The sequence below is a fragment of the Bradyrhizobium sp. AUGA SZCCT0222 genome (assembly GCF_018130205.1).
Classification (GTDB): Bacteria; Pseudomonadota; Alphaproteobacteria; order Rhizobiales; family Xanthobacteraceae; genus Bradyrhizobium.
On record NZ_JAFCLX010000072.1, the window covers coordinates 1 to 14,222 of the forward strand.

The 14,222-nt window shown below is 61.4% G+C and carries 17 protein-coding genes; 4 read left to right on the forward strand and 13 right to left on the reverse strand.

Annotated features, from left to right (window positions below; all coding sequences use genetic code 11):
* Window positions 1-142: 142 nt before the first annotated feature.
* Window positions 143-2,542, reverse strand: coding sequence for an AI-2E family transporter (locus JQ629_RS34645; RefSeq protein WP_212416432.1), 2,400 nt, complete (start codon window positions 2,540-2,542; stop codon window positions 143-145).
* A gap of 126 nt (window positions 2,543-2,668) precedes the next feature.
* Here JQ629_RS34645 and JQ629_RS34650 point away from each other — a divergent pair, with 126 nt between their 5' ends.
* Window positions 2,669-3,037: a hypothetical protein gene (locus JQ629_RS34650; RefSeq protein ID WP_212416433.1), complete on the forward strand. Its 369-nt coding sequence runs from the start codon at window positions 2,669-2,671 to the stop codon at window positions 3,035-3,037.
* Window positions 3,038-3,040: 3 nt separating this feature from the next.
* Here the strand turns inward: JQ629_RS34650 and JQ629_RS34655 are convergent, their stop codons facing one another.
* Window positions 3,041-3,808: a serine acetyltransferase domain-containing protein gene (locus JQ629_RS34655; RefSeq protein WP_212416434.1), complete on the reverse strand. Its 768-nt coding sequence runs from the start codon at window positions 3,806-3,808 to the stop codon at window positions 3,041-3,043.
* Between the two features lie 96 nt (window positions 3,809-3,904).
* Entirely contained in the window at window positions 3,905-4,798 is an 894-nt protein-coding gene (locus JQ629_RS34660; RefSeq protein WP_212416435.1) for a LysR family transcriptional regulator, read from the reverse strand.
* A 147-nt stretch (window positions 4,799-4,945) separates the two neighbouring features.
* Here JQ629_RS34660 and JQ629_RS34665 point away from each other — a divergent pair, with 147 nt between their 5' ends.
* Window positions 4,946-6,109: a mandelate racemase/muconate lactonizing enzyme family protein gene (locus tag JQ629_RS34665; RefSeq protein ID WP_212416436.1), complete on the forward strand. Its 1,164-nt coding sequence runs from the start codon at window positions 4,946-4,948 to the stop codon at window positions 6,107-6,109.
* Window positions 6,110-6,148: 39 nt separating this feature from the next.
* On the opposite strand, the gene JQ629_RS34670 is transcribed toward JQ629_RS34665, so the two are convergent.
* From JQ629_RS34670 to JQ629_RS34710, 9 genes are all read right to left on the reverse strand, one after another.
* A complete protein-coding gene (locus JQ629_RS34670) occupies window positions 6,149-6,424 on the reverse strand; it encodes a type II toxin-antitoxin system RelE/ParE family toxin (protein WP_212416437.1) in 276 nt (91 codons plus the stop codon).
* On the reverse strand, window positions 6,421-6,657 hold the full coding sequence (locus JQ629_RS34675) for a hypothetical protein (protein ID WP_249135481.1): 237 nt from the start codon (window positions 6,655-6,657) through the stop codon (window positions 6,421-6,423). Before JQ629_RS34675 ends, JQ629_RS34670 begins: the two co-directional genes overlap by 4 nt.
* Window positions 6,658-6,856: 199 nt before the next feature.
* Window positions 6,857-7,342, reverse strand: coding sequence for a DUF2852 domain-containing protein (locus JQ629_RS34680; RefSeq protein ID WP_212416465.1), 486 nt, complete (start codon window positions 7,340-7,342; stop codon window positions 6,857-6,859).
* Window positions 7,343-7,448: 106 nt separating this feature from the next.
* On the reverse strand, window positions 7,449-8,177 hold the full coding sequence (locus JQ629_RS34685; RefSeq protein ID WP_212391603.1) for a TetR/AcrR family transcriptional regulator: 729 nt from the start codon (window positions 8,175-8,177) through the stop codon (window positions 7,449-7,451).
* A 174-nt stretch (window positions 8,178-8,351) separates the two neighbouring features.
* Window positions 8,352-8,777 (reverse strand): YciI family protein, encoded by a 426-nt coding sequence (locus JQ629_RS34690; RefSeq protein ID WP_212416438.1) that lies wholly within the window; start codon window positions 8,775-8,777, stop codon window positions 8,352-8,354.
* 127 nt (window positions 8,778-8,904) lie between these two features.
* A complete protein-coding gene (locus tag JQ629_RS34695; protein ID WP_212416439.1) occupies window positions 8,905-9,321 on the reverse strand; it encodes a YciI family protein in 417 nt (138 codons plus the stop codon).
* A 142-nt stretch (window positions 9,322-9,463) separates the two neighbouring features.
* A complete protein-coding gene (locus JQ629_RS34700; protein ID WP_212416440.1) occupies window positions 9,464-9,835 on the reverse strand; it encodes a nuclear transport factor 2 family protein in 372 nt (123 codons plus the stop codon).
* Window positions 9,836-10,489, reverse strand: a complete 654-nt coding sequence (locus tag JQ629_RS34705; RefSeq protein ID WP_212416441.1) for a glutathione S-transferase family protein — start codon at window positions 10,487-10,489, stop codon at window positions 9,836-9,838.
* A 72-nt stretch (window positions 10,490-10,561) separates the two neighbouring features.
* On the reverse strand, window positions 10,562-11,113 hold the full coding sequence (locus JQ629_RS34710; RefSeq protein WP_212416442.1) for a dihydrofolate reductase family protein: 552 nt from the start codon (window positions 11,111-11,113) through the stop codon (window positions 10,562-10,564).
* Window positions 11,114-11,206: 93 nt separating this feature from the next.
* On the opposite strand from JQ629_RS34710, the gene JQ629_RS34715 reads away from it, so the two are divergent.
* Window positions 11,207-11,701, forward strand: coding sequence for a winged helix-turn-helix transcriptional regulator (locus tag JQ629_RS34715; RefSeq protein WP_212416443.1), 495 nt, complete (start codon window positions 11,207-11,209; stop codon window positions 11,699-11,701).
* 274 nt (window positions 11,702-11,975) lie between these two features.
* On the forward strand, window positions 11,976-13,643 hold the full coding sequence (locus JQ629_RS34720) for a methyl-accepting chemotaxis protein (RefSeq protein WP_212416444.1): 1,668 nt from the start codon (window positions 11,976-11,978) through the stop codon (window positions 13,641-13,643).
* Window positions 13,644-13,769: 126 nt separating this feature from the next.
* Here the strand turns inward: JQ629_RS34720 and JQ629_RS34725 are convergent, their stop codons facing one another.
* Complete coding sequence (locus JQ629_RS34725) at window positions 13,770-14,153, reverse strand: cupin domain-containing protein (RefSeq protein ID WP_349631365.1); 384 nt, start codon at window positions 14,151-14,153, stop codon at window positions 13,770-13,772.
* Between the last annotated feature and the right edge of the window lie 69 nt (window positions 14,154-14,222).

The window sequence follows — 14,222 nt, forward strand, 5'->3', positions numbered from 1 at the left end:
CCGTCGCGTGGCTTGAGATGAGGAATGAATTCTACTGTCTCAAGAGCGGATCGAGTTCTTGCCCAGCCTCGTCGGGCTAGATGTTGTATCCTCCAGCCCTTGTTTGGCTCATCTCCTGAGGCTGGGATTGTCCGTGAATTGGCTACCGAGGCACCATCTGCCCGACCGTTGCCGATGATGCCGCGGGGGGCAATTTCACCGGCGATTCTCTGTGCGCATCACTCGTTGTAATGGTGGCGACGACATCGCCGGCCATCGTTTCAAGCAATGCGACCTCGTTTTCTTCCAGGGTGCGGGGTTCGGAGTCGAGAATGCACAGCGCTCCAATTATCAGACCGTCGGCTGCGCGTAGCGGCGCGCCGGCGTAAAAGCGCACGTCCCATTGCTTGATCGTCTCGTTATCCGCAAAGCGCGGATCGCGCTCGATATCCGAAATCACCAGCGTCTCGTTGTTAGCCACAACGTGGTTGCAGATCGCCTGCTCGCGGTCCATCGGCAGCAGGGTGCCTGCATCATCGGTGATCGCAGCTGGCAATTTTCCACTTTGTCCGACGAAGTATTCGCGGTCCTTGTCAATAGTGGTGATCACGGCAAGGCTGGTGTTGAATACGTCGGCCGCGCGTTTGGCAAGCGCATCCAGAGCTTCACGTTTGTCACCTTCCAGAACCCCGGTAGCTTTCAGCGCGTCGACACGCTCTATGTCGTTGTCAGGCACGGGGGCTTGTTGAGCTGCCTTGGCTGCTTCAGGGTCGACGATGCGGTGAATGCGACGAACCGCCTCATCAATCGAAGTCGCGACAGCATCGGCTTTGAGCGCTGCAAGGGAATCGTCGGTCAAGAGTTCCGGCGGCGCCCTCCATAGCGCCAGAACGATACGCAAATTCGGCCATCGTCTTCGCAAGCGCCGGCAGGCGTGGCGAGCAGGGATGGCTGGACTCGGCGTAAAGTAACTGAGGCAGACAATATCCGCGCCCTTCAGATCGAGCTTGGCCAGATAGTCTGCATTGACGCTTGCAGCGGGTTGGGAAACTGCGGCGATCCCTTCGAAAGCGAGCGCATGGGCTAGCATCTCTCCGGCGAGGGCATCGATCTCCCATTTTCCTCCGATGCACAGGACCGTTGGCCTTGCCTCCGGACTCAGGGAGGAGGGGTATTGGTCCTTGAGGTCGTCGAGCAGTGTATCCATTCCGCTCACCAGACGCAGGCGGTGCTCGGCGCTAGCGTTCTGAAGATACTCCTCGCTTGCCAGACGAAGGACCTCGATGCCGATCGCATCGTAGAATGACATGACCGAAGATTTTTCGATCTCGGTGCTTGCGATCTCGACAGCTTCGTCGCTGTCATTTGCAATCAGCCGCTGATAAATGCGGGCCGGAACCTCCAGTGCAGGCGTCGAGCCGAGCATGGTGTCGAGGAAACGCAGCTGCGGCAGATTGCGCCCGAGGACTAGCAGACAAACCGTGAGGGGGGTGGAGAGGACCAGCCCCACGGGGCCCCAAAGCGCTGTCCACAATATTGCCGCTACGATCAGCGATATGGCCGACAAACCGGTGCTGGATCCGTATAGCAGCGGCTCGACAATGTTGTTGCTGGTCAACTCGAGGATGACGATGAGCGCAACGGTCCAGAGCAGCATGCTCCAGCCGCTGTCGACGGCAAAGGCGAGCGCGACTGGAAAGATTGCAGCAATCAGTGGGCCGACATAAGGGACGAAGCGCATGACGGCGCCCACGGCGCCCCACAGCAGGGCACCTGGTACGCCGATGATCCAGAGGCCCGCTGCTAGCGGCACACCGTAACTGACGTTTACGAGTAACTGCATCAAAAGATATCTGCTGATGCGTGAGCCAGCCTCCTGAATCGCATCAGTCGAGCGATGGAAGTTCCCTCCCAACAGGCGCAAAAATCGGTCCCGAACGTCGCCGATATCGAGCAGCGCCAGAAAGACGAAGATCAGGATGATACCGGCGGTGGCCAGAGGTTCCGCTGACCGACCAAGCCAGGCAAATACCTGCTCGAACGGCGTTTGCGGTGTGGGGACGATTTCGACGCGCTGTGGGAGGGGACCGTCCGCGGGTTTGTCGCCCTTTGACTCCACCTCCTTCTGTACGCGTGCGACGGTTTGCAGCACGCCGTCAAAAAATCCCGGCGCTTTGAGATTCTGGCGCAGATCCGACAGCTTCGTCAGTATCGTCGATTGATAGGCCGGCAATTCGACCGCGATAGAACGGACCTGCGCGCCGAGAACGACGCCTAGTCCCACCAAAGTGCACACGACCGTTACCATCACGAGGCTCGCCGCGATCAGTCTGGGCAAGCCAAGTCGTACAATCCATGTGACCAGCGGGTTCAGCGCGAACGTGATCAGGAACGCGATCGCGAGCGGCATGAGTATGTCGCGGCCGTAATACAGGCCGCCAAGGAGGACAGCGGCCGACACCAGGGCGGCCGCAACTTTCACAATATCCGGCTGGCGAAACGTGCCCGAATCCCCGCGGACTTGGCTGGGCAGACCCCCTAGAGTTGTAGGCAAATCAGGCATTTTTGCTCCGCCTCGCACGAAAACGCGAACGGAGCCGGCAAGTTCCCGGCCCCGCGAGTTCGGCACGCGCAATGACTGACATCCGGTGTTGACGAACCTTCTGCTGGCGGGCAGGTACCAACGCGGATGACGACGAATTGTAACGATGCGCGTACTCCCGCGGGTGGTTCACCTGATCGAGATTACGTCCAAGCGACGACAACCCCGCAGGCCATACGGCGCTCTATCCCGAAGGCTTTGAAGCTGTTGCTGGTGTACGTTATCGGCGTCCCCGTGCTCATTGGAATTGTTCGCGTGATCACGCACGTCATCGATCCCGAATCGGGCGATGACCTGTTGATGGGCGCCATCATGTGGACGTCGATGGTGGTGTGCGTGCTCGCGCCAATCGGCTTGGCGATTTATGGCGGGGTTGGTTTTGCGAAATGGCTTGTGGGTAAAAAATCGCCTAAGTGCCGCTCGAGAACATGTTGGTTGCTTGTCGCAGGCGCATAACGCTCACGCCGGCAGTCCCGCCTCCGCGCAATTGACGAGCCGCACCGGCATGCCGACGGCGGTGCATCCGGCCGGCACGTCTTGCTCGATGAGCGCGCCGGCGCCGATCTTGGCGAAGTCGCCGATGCTGACGTCGCCCAGGATCGTGGCGCCGGTGCTGAGCAGCACGCCGCGGCCGATCCGCGGCGCGCGGCACGGCAGCGCCTGCTTCCGGCCAATGGTGACATTTTGCAGGATCGTCACCTCGTCGCCAATCACGGCGAAGGCGCCGACGATGATGCCGGTCGCGTGATCGAGAAACACCGAGGTGCCGATCGAGGCGGAGGGGTGAATGCTGACCTGAAGAGAATCGGACGACAGGCTTTGCAGCAACAAGGCGAGGTCGGTTCGCTCGCGACGCCAGAGCCAGTTGGACACGCGCCAGGCCTGCAGCGCGACGTAGCCCTTGAAGTTGAGCAGCGGCGGCAGCAGTCCTTTGGTTGCAGGATCGTGAACGGCAATGCTTTGCAGATCCAGGCTTGCCGCGTCGATCAGGTCTGGCGCGGCGTGAAAGGCCTCACGGGCCACGCGTGCGAACAGCTCGCGGTCATCAGCGGTCTTGCCGAGCCGTTCGCCGATCTGATGGGCGAGCGCGCGACCGAAATCGGCATGATCGAAGATCGCTGATGACAGCGAGGCACCGAACAGCGGATCGTTGGCGAGGACGCTTTCGGCCTCGCGGCGAACGGATCGCCAAAGCTGGTCGACTGGTGCAATTGCGTTCTGGATCATCGCCATCACCTCGGGTGCGCCGGCCCGAAATATAGGTCGTCCGGGCGACTTCGCCAGCGCAAGCGGTGCACCAAAAGCAAACCGTTCGTCGAAACGTCAGGACTGTTCAAAGGCAGCCCACGCCGACTCGGCGGCCTGGCCTTGCCGCGCGATGGGGCGAAAAAGACGAATTTCGATAGGGATCTGCAAATCCGCAGCGCCGGCTTCAACCAACCGTCCAGCAGAAATGTCCTCTTCGGCCAAAGTCCGCGGCAGCCATGCCACGCCGTCTCCAGCGCGCGCCATCGAAAGCAGGGTCGCAGCCAGATGGGAGGTAAAGATCGTTTCGAGCGCAAAGGCTCGATCTTTCGTTCCCCATTGGGCGGCCACGATGCGTCCCAATCCCGACTGCGCACTATAGGCAAGGTATTTGACCGGCTTGCCGCCGCGAAGCCGCCAGTGCGGAGCTCCATTTTTGCCGGGCGCGCTGAGCGGAACGAGCGTATCGGATCCGACCACGATGCTCCTGAACTGGCGCGACTCGAGCCGGCTGCTCATTTGCCGGTGGTGGTGGCAAAGCAGAAACTGCGCATCGCCGCGCAGCATCATCTGCTCGCACGCCTGCATGCTGTCGGAAATCAGGTTGAGATTCCCAAGGGCCAGAACCCTTTCATTGCCACGAACCCACTTTGGAAAAAAAGTGAAGGAGAGCGCGTGCGTCGCCGCGATCGACAAGAGCTTTGCACCGCGGCCGGAAACTTCCAGCGTGTCGCGGCGCAGTTGATGCACCGCGCGGGTCAGCATCTCCGCCTGATTGTGGAAAAGTTCGCCCGCCGGGGTCAGCGCGACGCCATGCGTCGTGCGGGTGAACAAGTCAGCGCCGACCCAGCTTTCGAGCGCGCGAATCCTGCGGCTGAAGGCCGGCTGGGTGACGTGGCGTGCCTCGGCCGCCCTTGAGAAGTTGAGGGTTTCGGCAAGCGCCAGGTAGTCCTCGAACCAGATCAGTTCCATTGGTAATGCCGTATCAACATAACCAATTCTGCCAATAGCATTGGCCTGGAAGCGAATCCAGCCTTACTAGCCATTCCGAACAGGCTTGCTGCTGTCGTTATCAGCATGACCAGCGCCTCCAGACAAAGGCCGACGGAAGGAAACATCATGCGTATCGTCGACGTCGTCGAAATCACCAAGCCGATCGCCTCTCCGATCCGCAACGCCTATATCGACTTCTCGAAAATGACGGCGAGCCTCGTCGCCGTGGTAACGGACGTCATGCGCGACGGTCGCCGCGTCGTCGGATACGGCTTCAACTCCAATGGCCGCTATGGTCAGGGCGGCCTGATCCGGGAACGCTTCCGCAATCGCATCATCGAGGCCGAGCCTGCGAGCCTGCTCGACGACTCCGGCACCAACCTCGATCCGCATCGGATCTGGGCGGCGATGATGTCCAATGAAAAGCCGGGCGGGCATGGCGAGCGCTCGGTGGCGGTGGGCACGCTCGACATGGCGGTCTGGGACGCCGTCGCGAAGATCGCCGGCAAGCCGCTGTTCCGCCTTCTCGCCGAAAAGAAGGGCCGTGATGCCAATCCCCGTGTCTTCGTGTACGCGGCGGGCGGCTACTACTATCCGGGCAAGGACAATTCGGCGCTGCAGATGGAGATGCGCGGCTATCTCAAGCGAGGCTACAACGTGGTGAAGATGAAGATCGGCGGCGCCTCGATCGACGAGGACCGCGGACGGATCGAAGCCGTGTTGAAGGAGATTGGCTCGGAAGCGCGGCTTGCCGTCGACGCCAACGGACGTTTCGATCTCGAGACCGGGATCGCTTACGCGAAGATGCTGCGCGATTACCCGCTGTTCTGGTACGAGGAGATCGGCGATCCGCTCGACTACGCGCTACAAGCCAACATGTCGGAATTCTATCCGGGTCCGATGGCGACCGGCGAAAATCTCTTCTCGCACCAGGACGCGCGCAATCTGCTCCGCTACGGCGGCATGCGGCCGGATCGCGACTGGCTGCAGTTCGATTGCGCGCTGTCGTACGGGCTTGTCGAATATCTGCGGACGCTCGATGTCCTGGCACAGCATGGCTGGTCGCCGTCCCGCTGCATCCCCCATGGCGGACACCAGATGTCGCTGAACATCGCGGCAGGTCTCGGCCTCGGCGGCAATGAGAGCTACCCGGACCTCTTTCAACCGTATGGCGGCTTTCCCGACTCCGTTCGCGTCCAGGACGGCCACATCGTGATGCCCGACCTTCCCGGCATCGGCTTTGAGGGCAAATCCGACCTGATCAAGGTGATGCGCGAACTGGCTGATTGACCGCGCGTCTCAGAGCAAACGCCCGATAGCCGCCGGCAACTAAGCATCCCGGGACGAGTGGTGGATGTAGAGTATTTCGATCGTCTGGTCCGTTACCCGGTAAAACACCTTGTATGGATACCGAACGAGCGGCACGACTCTTACGCCGGATTGATCGGCCACTTCTTGTGCGCTCGCCGGCCATTTCGCAATGCGAGCGACAACGAATTGGAGGCGAAGGCGAAATGTCTCGGAGATCGTCGGATAGTTTTGGCGGATGTAATCGCTGATATCATCGAGGTTACGGAGCGCTTCCTCGGTATAGACGACCTTCATACACGACGAAACTTGTCGAACGCGACCCTAACTTGCTCGTCCGTTGCAAAGCGTCCTTCGCCAGCGTCCTTCAGGCCACGCTCAATCCCTGCGCGTTCCTCGGGAGTGGCGCGATAGGCTTCCCCGGAAAATCCCGCGTCGATTTCCAGCGCAAGCTCGGCAAGCTCCACCTGGGCAGCCTCCGGCCAAGCCTCGACACGTCGCATTGCGTCCTGAAGTATTTTCGTGGTCATGAGGCGAAGTATGACATATCGGCCCTGTTTTTTACAGTGGCATCTCTACGAGGTGGCCGCGCTTCCGACCAACCCGCAAGACGCAGCATTGGCGCACAAAGCAAACCGCCCGTCTGTGCTGATCACAAACGGGCGGCTCGTTAGCCTTCAGGCGCTATGGGGGCACATCGCCCGAGGCGTTAGCTCAATCTCTTGAAGCTCAGCTTTGCGGCTGATCGTTCGGCGGGGTCGGACGCGGCTTGTGCTGCGCCATGAACTGGTCGAACTCTTCCTTGTCCTTGGCGTGACGCAGGCGATCGAGGAAGTCGCGGAATTCGACCTGCTCTTCTTCGAGGCGCCGCAGCGTTTCGGTGCGGTATTCGTCGAAGGCGCGGTTGCCGCTCGTGGGCGGGCCAAAACCACCGAAGCCGAAACCACGGCGCTCCATGCGGCCGCGCATCCGGTCCATCTTGTACTGCATCCGCTCCATCTTGTTCTGCCAGCGATCCTGGTGACTCCAGCAACCCATTTTTCTGCTCCCGAGTGTGAAAAAGAGAAGGGCAAGCCCGATCGGCCACCAGATGATGAAGCCGAGGATGGTTACGGCGATCCAGCCAGGATGCCAGGGGCTATCCAGCATATGCGGGGGCCGACTGGTTTCTTCAGCGGGGCCGCGCCATCGATTGACATCTGCGGTGTAGGCCATTTCCCTCTCCATGACGGCGATCACGCCGTTGTGAATGTAAATAACATTTACATACCTAAACCATCCACGTTTTTTGTCAAGCGGGCGGCAAGCGGCCGTCGTCAAATTATTTTGGAGAGCCCCAAGGACCCGCCGGCGGAACCGGCGGCGGGCCTGACGGCTTCGGGTCTGCCGGGTCCTTCGCGGCAGGCCTGCGATCGGTCGGGAAGCCGAGACCGCGCAGATAAATCAGCACTTCGGCTTCCAGCAGATCCTCGGCCGACATCGGCAGCTTGCGGCGCGCCGCATCGCCGCGGGCGAACAGCGACGCCACGCCGTGCGACATCGACCAGATGTGCAGCGCCATCATCATCGCCGGCGGCCGCGGCATGCCCGGCGGCACCAGCGCAGCGAGGCGCTCGGCTGCCGCCCTGATCACCGCGAAGGCGCGTTCGCTCGCCGCCTGCAATGTGGGACTAAGATCGACCGGAAGGCCGGATTCGAACATCGCTGAGTAGAACGCCGGCTCATTGCGCGCGAAGGCGAGGTAGGCTTTGCCGAGCCGCTCGAACGCCGTGACGGTGTCGGGCCGGCCGTCGTCCCAGGCTTGCAGCAAGAGCGCCTCGAACTGCTCGAAGCCGCGCTGCGCGATCGAGGACAGCAATTCGTCGCGATCGCGAAAATGCCGGTAAGGCGCCGCCGGGCTGACGCCGGCCATGCGCGCGGCGTCGGCAAAGGTGAAACCGGCCGCGCCCTTTTCGGCGATCAGGCCAAGCGCCGCCTGCAGCAACGCCTCTTTCAGATTGCCATGATGGTAGCCGCGCTCGGCGCGGCGCTCTTCCTTGCGCCAACTCATGTGAAAGGCTTTTACATGAGTTGGCTATAAAGGTCACTTATTTTGAGCGTTCAGGAAGGTTAACGGGCGCAAATGCGTGGTTCCAAGCTGCTCCACCGCCTCAAACCGCGGGCTTCGCTCGTCTGGAACCAAAAAACGGAAGAAGCGAGCGCAAGCCGGGAGAGGTTCCAGCGCCTACCGCGCCTTGTGCGCATTTCCCTTCTGCAACTCCTCGAAGCCTTTGGCTGCCTGCTGCACTTCCTCCGAGAAGTCGGACATCTCCTGCACCTGGCGGATTTCGATGATCTCGTTCTCGGAAGCCGGGCACTTCTTGGCCCAGGCGATCGCCTCCTCGCGCGACGCGACGTCGATCATCCAGTAGCCGCCAAGCACTTCCTTGGCCTCGGTGAAGGGACCGTCGGTGACGACAGGCATGCCGGTCGCGAACGACACCCGCGCGCCCATCGACGGCGGGTGCAACCCGTCGAGCGCGATCAGGACTCCGGCTTCACTCAGTGCCTCATTGTATTTCATCATCGCCGTGACGCGCTCGGGATCGAGTTGCACGTCCGGCGCCGCGGTCTCATAGCCCAGGGGGATCATCAGCATCATGAATCGCATGGTGGGGTCCTGTTCGGTTTGGCGTCATTCCGGGGCGATGCGAAGCATCGAACCCGGAATCTGGAGATTGCAGCGCGAGATTCCGGGTTCGGCTCTTACGAGCCGCCCCGGAATGACGGTGGTGAGATTATTTCTTTCCGGCCTGCGCACGCAGGCGATCTTCCTGCTCGCGCAGTTCGGGGGTGAAGGCTTCGCCAAAATCCTCGGCCGCGAACACCTGGCGGATTTCGATCTCGGCGCCGCCGTCGAACGGCGCGCGCTTCATCCACGCGATCGCTTCATCGAGCGATTTGGCGTTGATCAGCCAGAAACCGGCGACGAGATCGCTGGTCAGGAGGAACGGCCCTCTGACGGCACTGCCCTCTCCGCCCTGGTATTTGACCCGCGCGCCTTTCGAAGACGGATGCAGGCCCTCGCCCGCCTCCATCATGCCGGCCTTGACCAGTTCCTCATTGAACTTGCCCATCGCGGTCAGCATTTCCGTGCTCGGCATGACGCCGGCTTCGGTATCCTTGCTGGCCTTCACAATCACCATGAATCGCATCGTTTCGCTCCGTTTGTCTGTCTGGCCGGTCGGCCGGTACCATCGCTCGTCAACATGACGAACCGGGTTTTGCGGCACCGACATGGCTTCCGAAATTATTTTGGAAGGCCATTTTCCGCGGACCAGATGGGATCGGAGGGACTTAGCTGTCGCCCTGGCGAACGAAGGCGCCGTTTTCATAGGTCGCGCCGAAATAGACGTCGATGCGCCTGATCCTGTCGCCCGCAAAAGCGAAGAACTCCGTATTGCGGAAACTCTTGCCTGCCCTGACGACACATCGATAGGTCACAAACGCCGCCTCGCCTTCGACCATGATCCGCTCGATATCCTGTCGTTCGATCCAGTCGCCGTTCTTCCAGCACCGCGCGAAATAGCTCGCCTTGTCGATTTCGTCGTCATAGGGGCTGGTGAAACGGAAATCGTCGGTGAAGGCGGCCTCGACCGCCGCGCGGTCGTTCGCCAAATAGGCGGCGAACAGGTTGCGGATGATCCCGGTCTTGCTTGCGGCGCTCATTCAGCGCTCCTTCGGCACCATGCCAAAATAGGGCTCGGCCTCCTTCAGCACCCGTGCGAACGACGGCCGGGCCTTCAGGCGTTCGAGATAGGCGGCGAGGTTTGTTTCGCCATCGCCGAACGGCACCACCATGCTGCCGTAGAACAGCGACGGCGCCGCGGCGCAGTCGGCGAGGCTGAAATCTTCGCCCATCGCCCAGGCTCCGCCGGCCATCTGCCGTTCGATCATCGCGTATGAAGTGCGCAACTGCGCCCGCGCCTCCTCGACGCCGTGCGGATCCTGCTTCCCATCAGGGCGAAGCCGGTCGCCCATGATCTTCTGCATCGGCAGATGCACATAGAGATCGTAGAAGCGATCACGCAGCCGGGTCTGCAAGGCGCGTTCGGGATCATCGGGAATCAATTGCGTGCGACCGGGATAATGGCGGTCGAGATATTCGATCACGACGCTCGATTCCGGGACGATCTGGCCTCGCGCATCGTCCTGCAGCACCGGAAATTTTCCGATTCCCCACAGCTTCAGCAGCGCGGCGCGTTCGGCCGGATTGCCGAGATCGACCAGATTAGGCGTGAACGGAACGCCGATCTCGTACAGCGCAATCAGCGCCTTCCAGCAGAACGATGACAGCGGGTGGAAATGCAGCGTCAGTGACATCTGGACTCCGGAGTGTTTTTGGGCACGTCAGCAAGACGGACCAGGGTTTGGCAGGCCGACATTTGCTCCGAATTATTTCGGGGCGGCGGGCGCGTAGCGCAGGATCACGATCCCGGTCGACAACGCCCGGCTGTCCAGCAGCTTCAGCCGGGTCCGCGCGCCCTGTTTGAACAACGGCGTTCCGCCGCCAAGGATGATCGGGTTCAGCGCGATGCGGAACTCGTCGATCACGCCGTGCGGGATCAGGTGCGACGCCAGACCGGCGCTGCCGAACAGAAAGATATCCTTCGGCGCATCGCGCTTCAACTTGGTGACGGTATCAGCCACATCGTCCGCGAACATCCGCGTGTTGTTCCAACCGGATTGTTTCAGCGTGCGCGAAAACACGTATTTCGGCGCCGCGTTCATGAAGTCGGCGACTTCGCCGGTCGCATTCGGCCAATGGTTCGCCATCAGATCATAGGTGACGCGGCCGAACAGCAATCCGCCGGCGGCGGTGAGCTGCTCGATCGACAATCGCTCCAGTTCTTCGCCCCAGACGTCTTCATGCCAGGAGATGTCCCGGTTCGGCCCTTCGACGAAGCCGTCCAGCGTCATCAGGTTCCACATGATCAGCTTTGCCATCCCGTCGCTCCTGTTAACTGATTGCGATTTGCAACTGGTTGTAGCCTGAGCCAACCGGTGCAATATTGCAAGCAGTTTTTCGAGGACGCTTCCATGACCGACGACCAGCGCTCCGGCTGCCCGATCAACCTCACGCTGGAAGTGGTCGGCGACAAATGGAGCCTGCTGATCATCCGCGACATGATGTTCGGCAACCGGCGGCATTTTCGCGAGCTATTGACCAAGTCCGAGGAAGGCATCTCCTCCAACATCCTCGCCGACCGGCTGAAGACGCTGCTCGATGCCGACATCATCACCCGCGAGGACGATCCCAGCCATAAGCAGAAGGGAATCTATTCGCTGACCGAACAGGGCATCGAACTGCTGCCGGTCCTCGCGCAGATGGCGGCCTGGGGTTACAAATATCTCCCGGTTTCCGAAGAACTCGGCATCCGCGCCAGGCTGCTCAGCGAGGGCGGGCCTAAAATGTGGGCAGAGTTCATGGACGAGTTGCGCGAGACGCATCTGGGTCAGGTCCGGCGCAGGAAGGGGCCGTCGGTCGGTGAGCGGCTCCAGGCGGCGTATGAGAGTGTCGTGAACCGGACATAACGTTCAAAAAGCTCAAGAAATTCGCTCCGTATGAATACGTAGGCCAGCAGGCCTGGTCGGAGCATTCACTCTGCCCATCAACGTGCACACGCGACAAATTATCGCGATGAATGAAGGGCGCACAGGCGTTTCACACCAACCAGCGCATCGCACGAATTTCATCAGGCGAAACATTGGCGCGCGAGATGGTTTACGGTTGATAAACGGGTATCTGCAACTTTTTCCCGTACGGGATTATCAGCCATCCATTTTTAAACAGCGCGCGGAGCCTCACGTGTTCAATCTGCAAAAGAAAGCAAACACCCAAAGCGCGCTTGCCCAAGCCGCCGCCATCAACAAGTCGCAGGCCGTGATCGAGTTCAAGCTCGACGGCACCATCGTCACCGCGAATCCGAATTTTCTCGGCGCCGTGGGTTACACGCTGGCCGAAATCCAGGGCAAGCATCACGGCATGTTCGTCGATCCGGCCGAGCGCGAGAGCGCCGCCTATCGCGAGTTCTGGGCGCGGCTGAACCGGGGCGAATTCCAGGCCGCGCAATACAGGCGGTTCGGCAAGGGCGGCCGCGAAATCTGGATCCAGGCGTCCTACAATCCCGTCCTCGATAGCGGCGGCAAGCCGGTCGGGGTGATCAAGTTCGCGACCGACATTACGGCGCAAAAAATCCACAGCATGGAGGACGCCGGCAAGATCGCCGCGATCGGCCGGGCCCAGGCCGTGATCGAATTCAACATGGACGGCACCATCGTCACCGCCAACGAGAATTTCCTCGGTGCGGTCGGTTACGCGCTCGATGAGATCCAGGGCAAGCACCACAGCATGTTCGTGGTCCCGGAAGAGCGCGACAGCGCGGCCTATCGCGAGTTCTGGGCGCGGCTGAACCGCGGTCAGTACGAAGCCGCCGAATACAAGCGCGTCGGCAAGGGCGGCAAGGAAATCTGGATCCTCGCCAGCTACAATCCGATCCTCAACGAGGCCGGCAAGCCGTTCAAGGTGGTCAAGTTCGCCACCGACGTCACCGCGCAAAAGCTGAAAGCCGCCGACAATGACGGCCAGATCTCCGCGATCGTAAAATCGCAGGCCGTGATCGAATTCAACATGGACGGCACCATCCGCACCGCCAATCCGAATTTCTGCGCCGCGCTCGGCTATTCGCTGCCGGAAATCCAGGGCAAGCATCACGGCATGTTCGTCGATCCGAACGAGCGTAACGCACCGGCGTATCGCGAATTCTGGGAAAATCTCAACCGCGGCCAGTACCAGGCGGCGGAATACAGGCGGATCGCCAAGGGCGGCCGCGAAATCTGGATCCAGGCGTCCTACAATCCGATACTCGACCTCAACGGCAAGCCGTTCAAGGTGGTGAAATACGCGACCGACATCACCGCCCAGGCGATCGCGCGCAAGAAGGCCGAGAACGCCCGCGGCCTGATCGAGTCGGTGGCGGCGGGCAGCGAGGAGATGAGCGCCTCGATCCGCGAAATCTCCGAGACCATGACCAAGTCCAAGGCGAATGCCGCGAACGCGACCGCCCGGGTTGAAGCCGCGGACGCGCAAGCTGTGAAGCTCAGCGCCGCTTCGCAGGCCATGAGCGGGATCGTCGAGCTGATCGGCAACATCACCGGGCAGATCAACCTTCTGGCGCTGAACGCCACCATCGAATCGGCGCGGGCGGGCGAAGCGGGCCGCGGCTTTGCCGTGGTGGCCTCCGAGGTCAAGAACCTCGCCAATCAGGCCAAGCACGCCACCGACACGATCTCGAAGGAGATCGAGCAGCTCAACGGCGTCGCCAGCGAAGTCGTGGGCTCGCTCACGGCCATCAAGGAGGCGATCGCCAGCGTCAACGAGTTCATCGCCTCCACGGCGGCTGCCGTGGAAGAACAGAGCGCCGTCACATCGGACATGTCGTCCAACATGCAGCGCGCCTCCGCCGAATTGGCCTGATACGGGACAGCCAGCCCCTCGTATCGGCTCAATCAGCCTTCGGGAGCCATCCCGAAGGCGAGCTTGACCGGCACCGCAGGCGCAGAAGCGCAGCGGTGCCGGCTTTTTTTTGGCATCGGCGTTCGCTCAGACCGCTTCCCACCGCCGCGTCACTTCCGTCGCGCCCTCCGGCGTGGCCTCGAACACCGGCGACGCCAGTACGGCGTGGATATGCAGCATGTCGGTGCCGGAATTGCGGAAGCCGTGCAGTTGCCCGGCCGGAACGATCAGGGATTGCCCCGATGTGACGATGCTGCGTTCCTCGCCGAGCCACATCTCGGCCTCGCCCTCGCGCACGGTGAGCACCTCCTCGACGGGGTGCGAATGCGTCGGGGCGCCGGCGCCGGGCGCGATCCATTGCTCGAAGATGCACAAATGCCTGGCGCCGTTGCGCGCTGAAACCAGCATGCGGGTTTCCACGCCCAGCCGCCATTGCTCCGGTGGCATATCCCTGACGTCGACCACCATCATTGCCGGACCCTTTCGGTTGCCGTGACCTCGCATGGTTTGAGAACGTGCGCCGGATGCGGCGCAGCATGC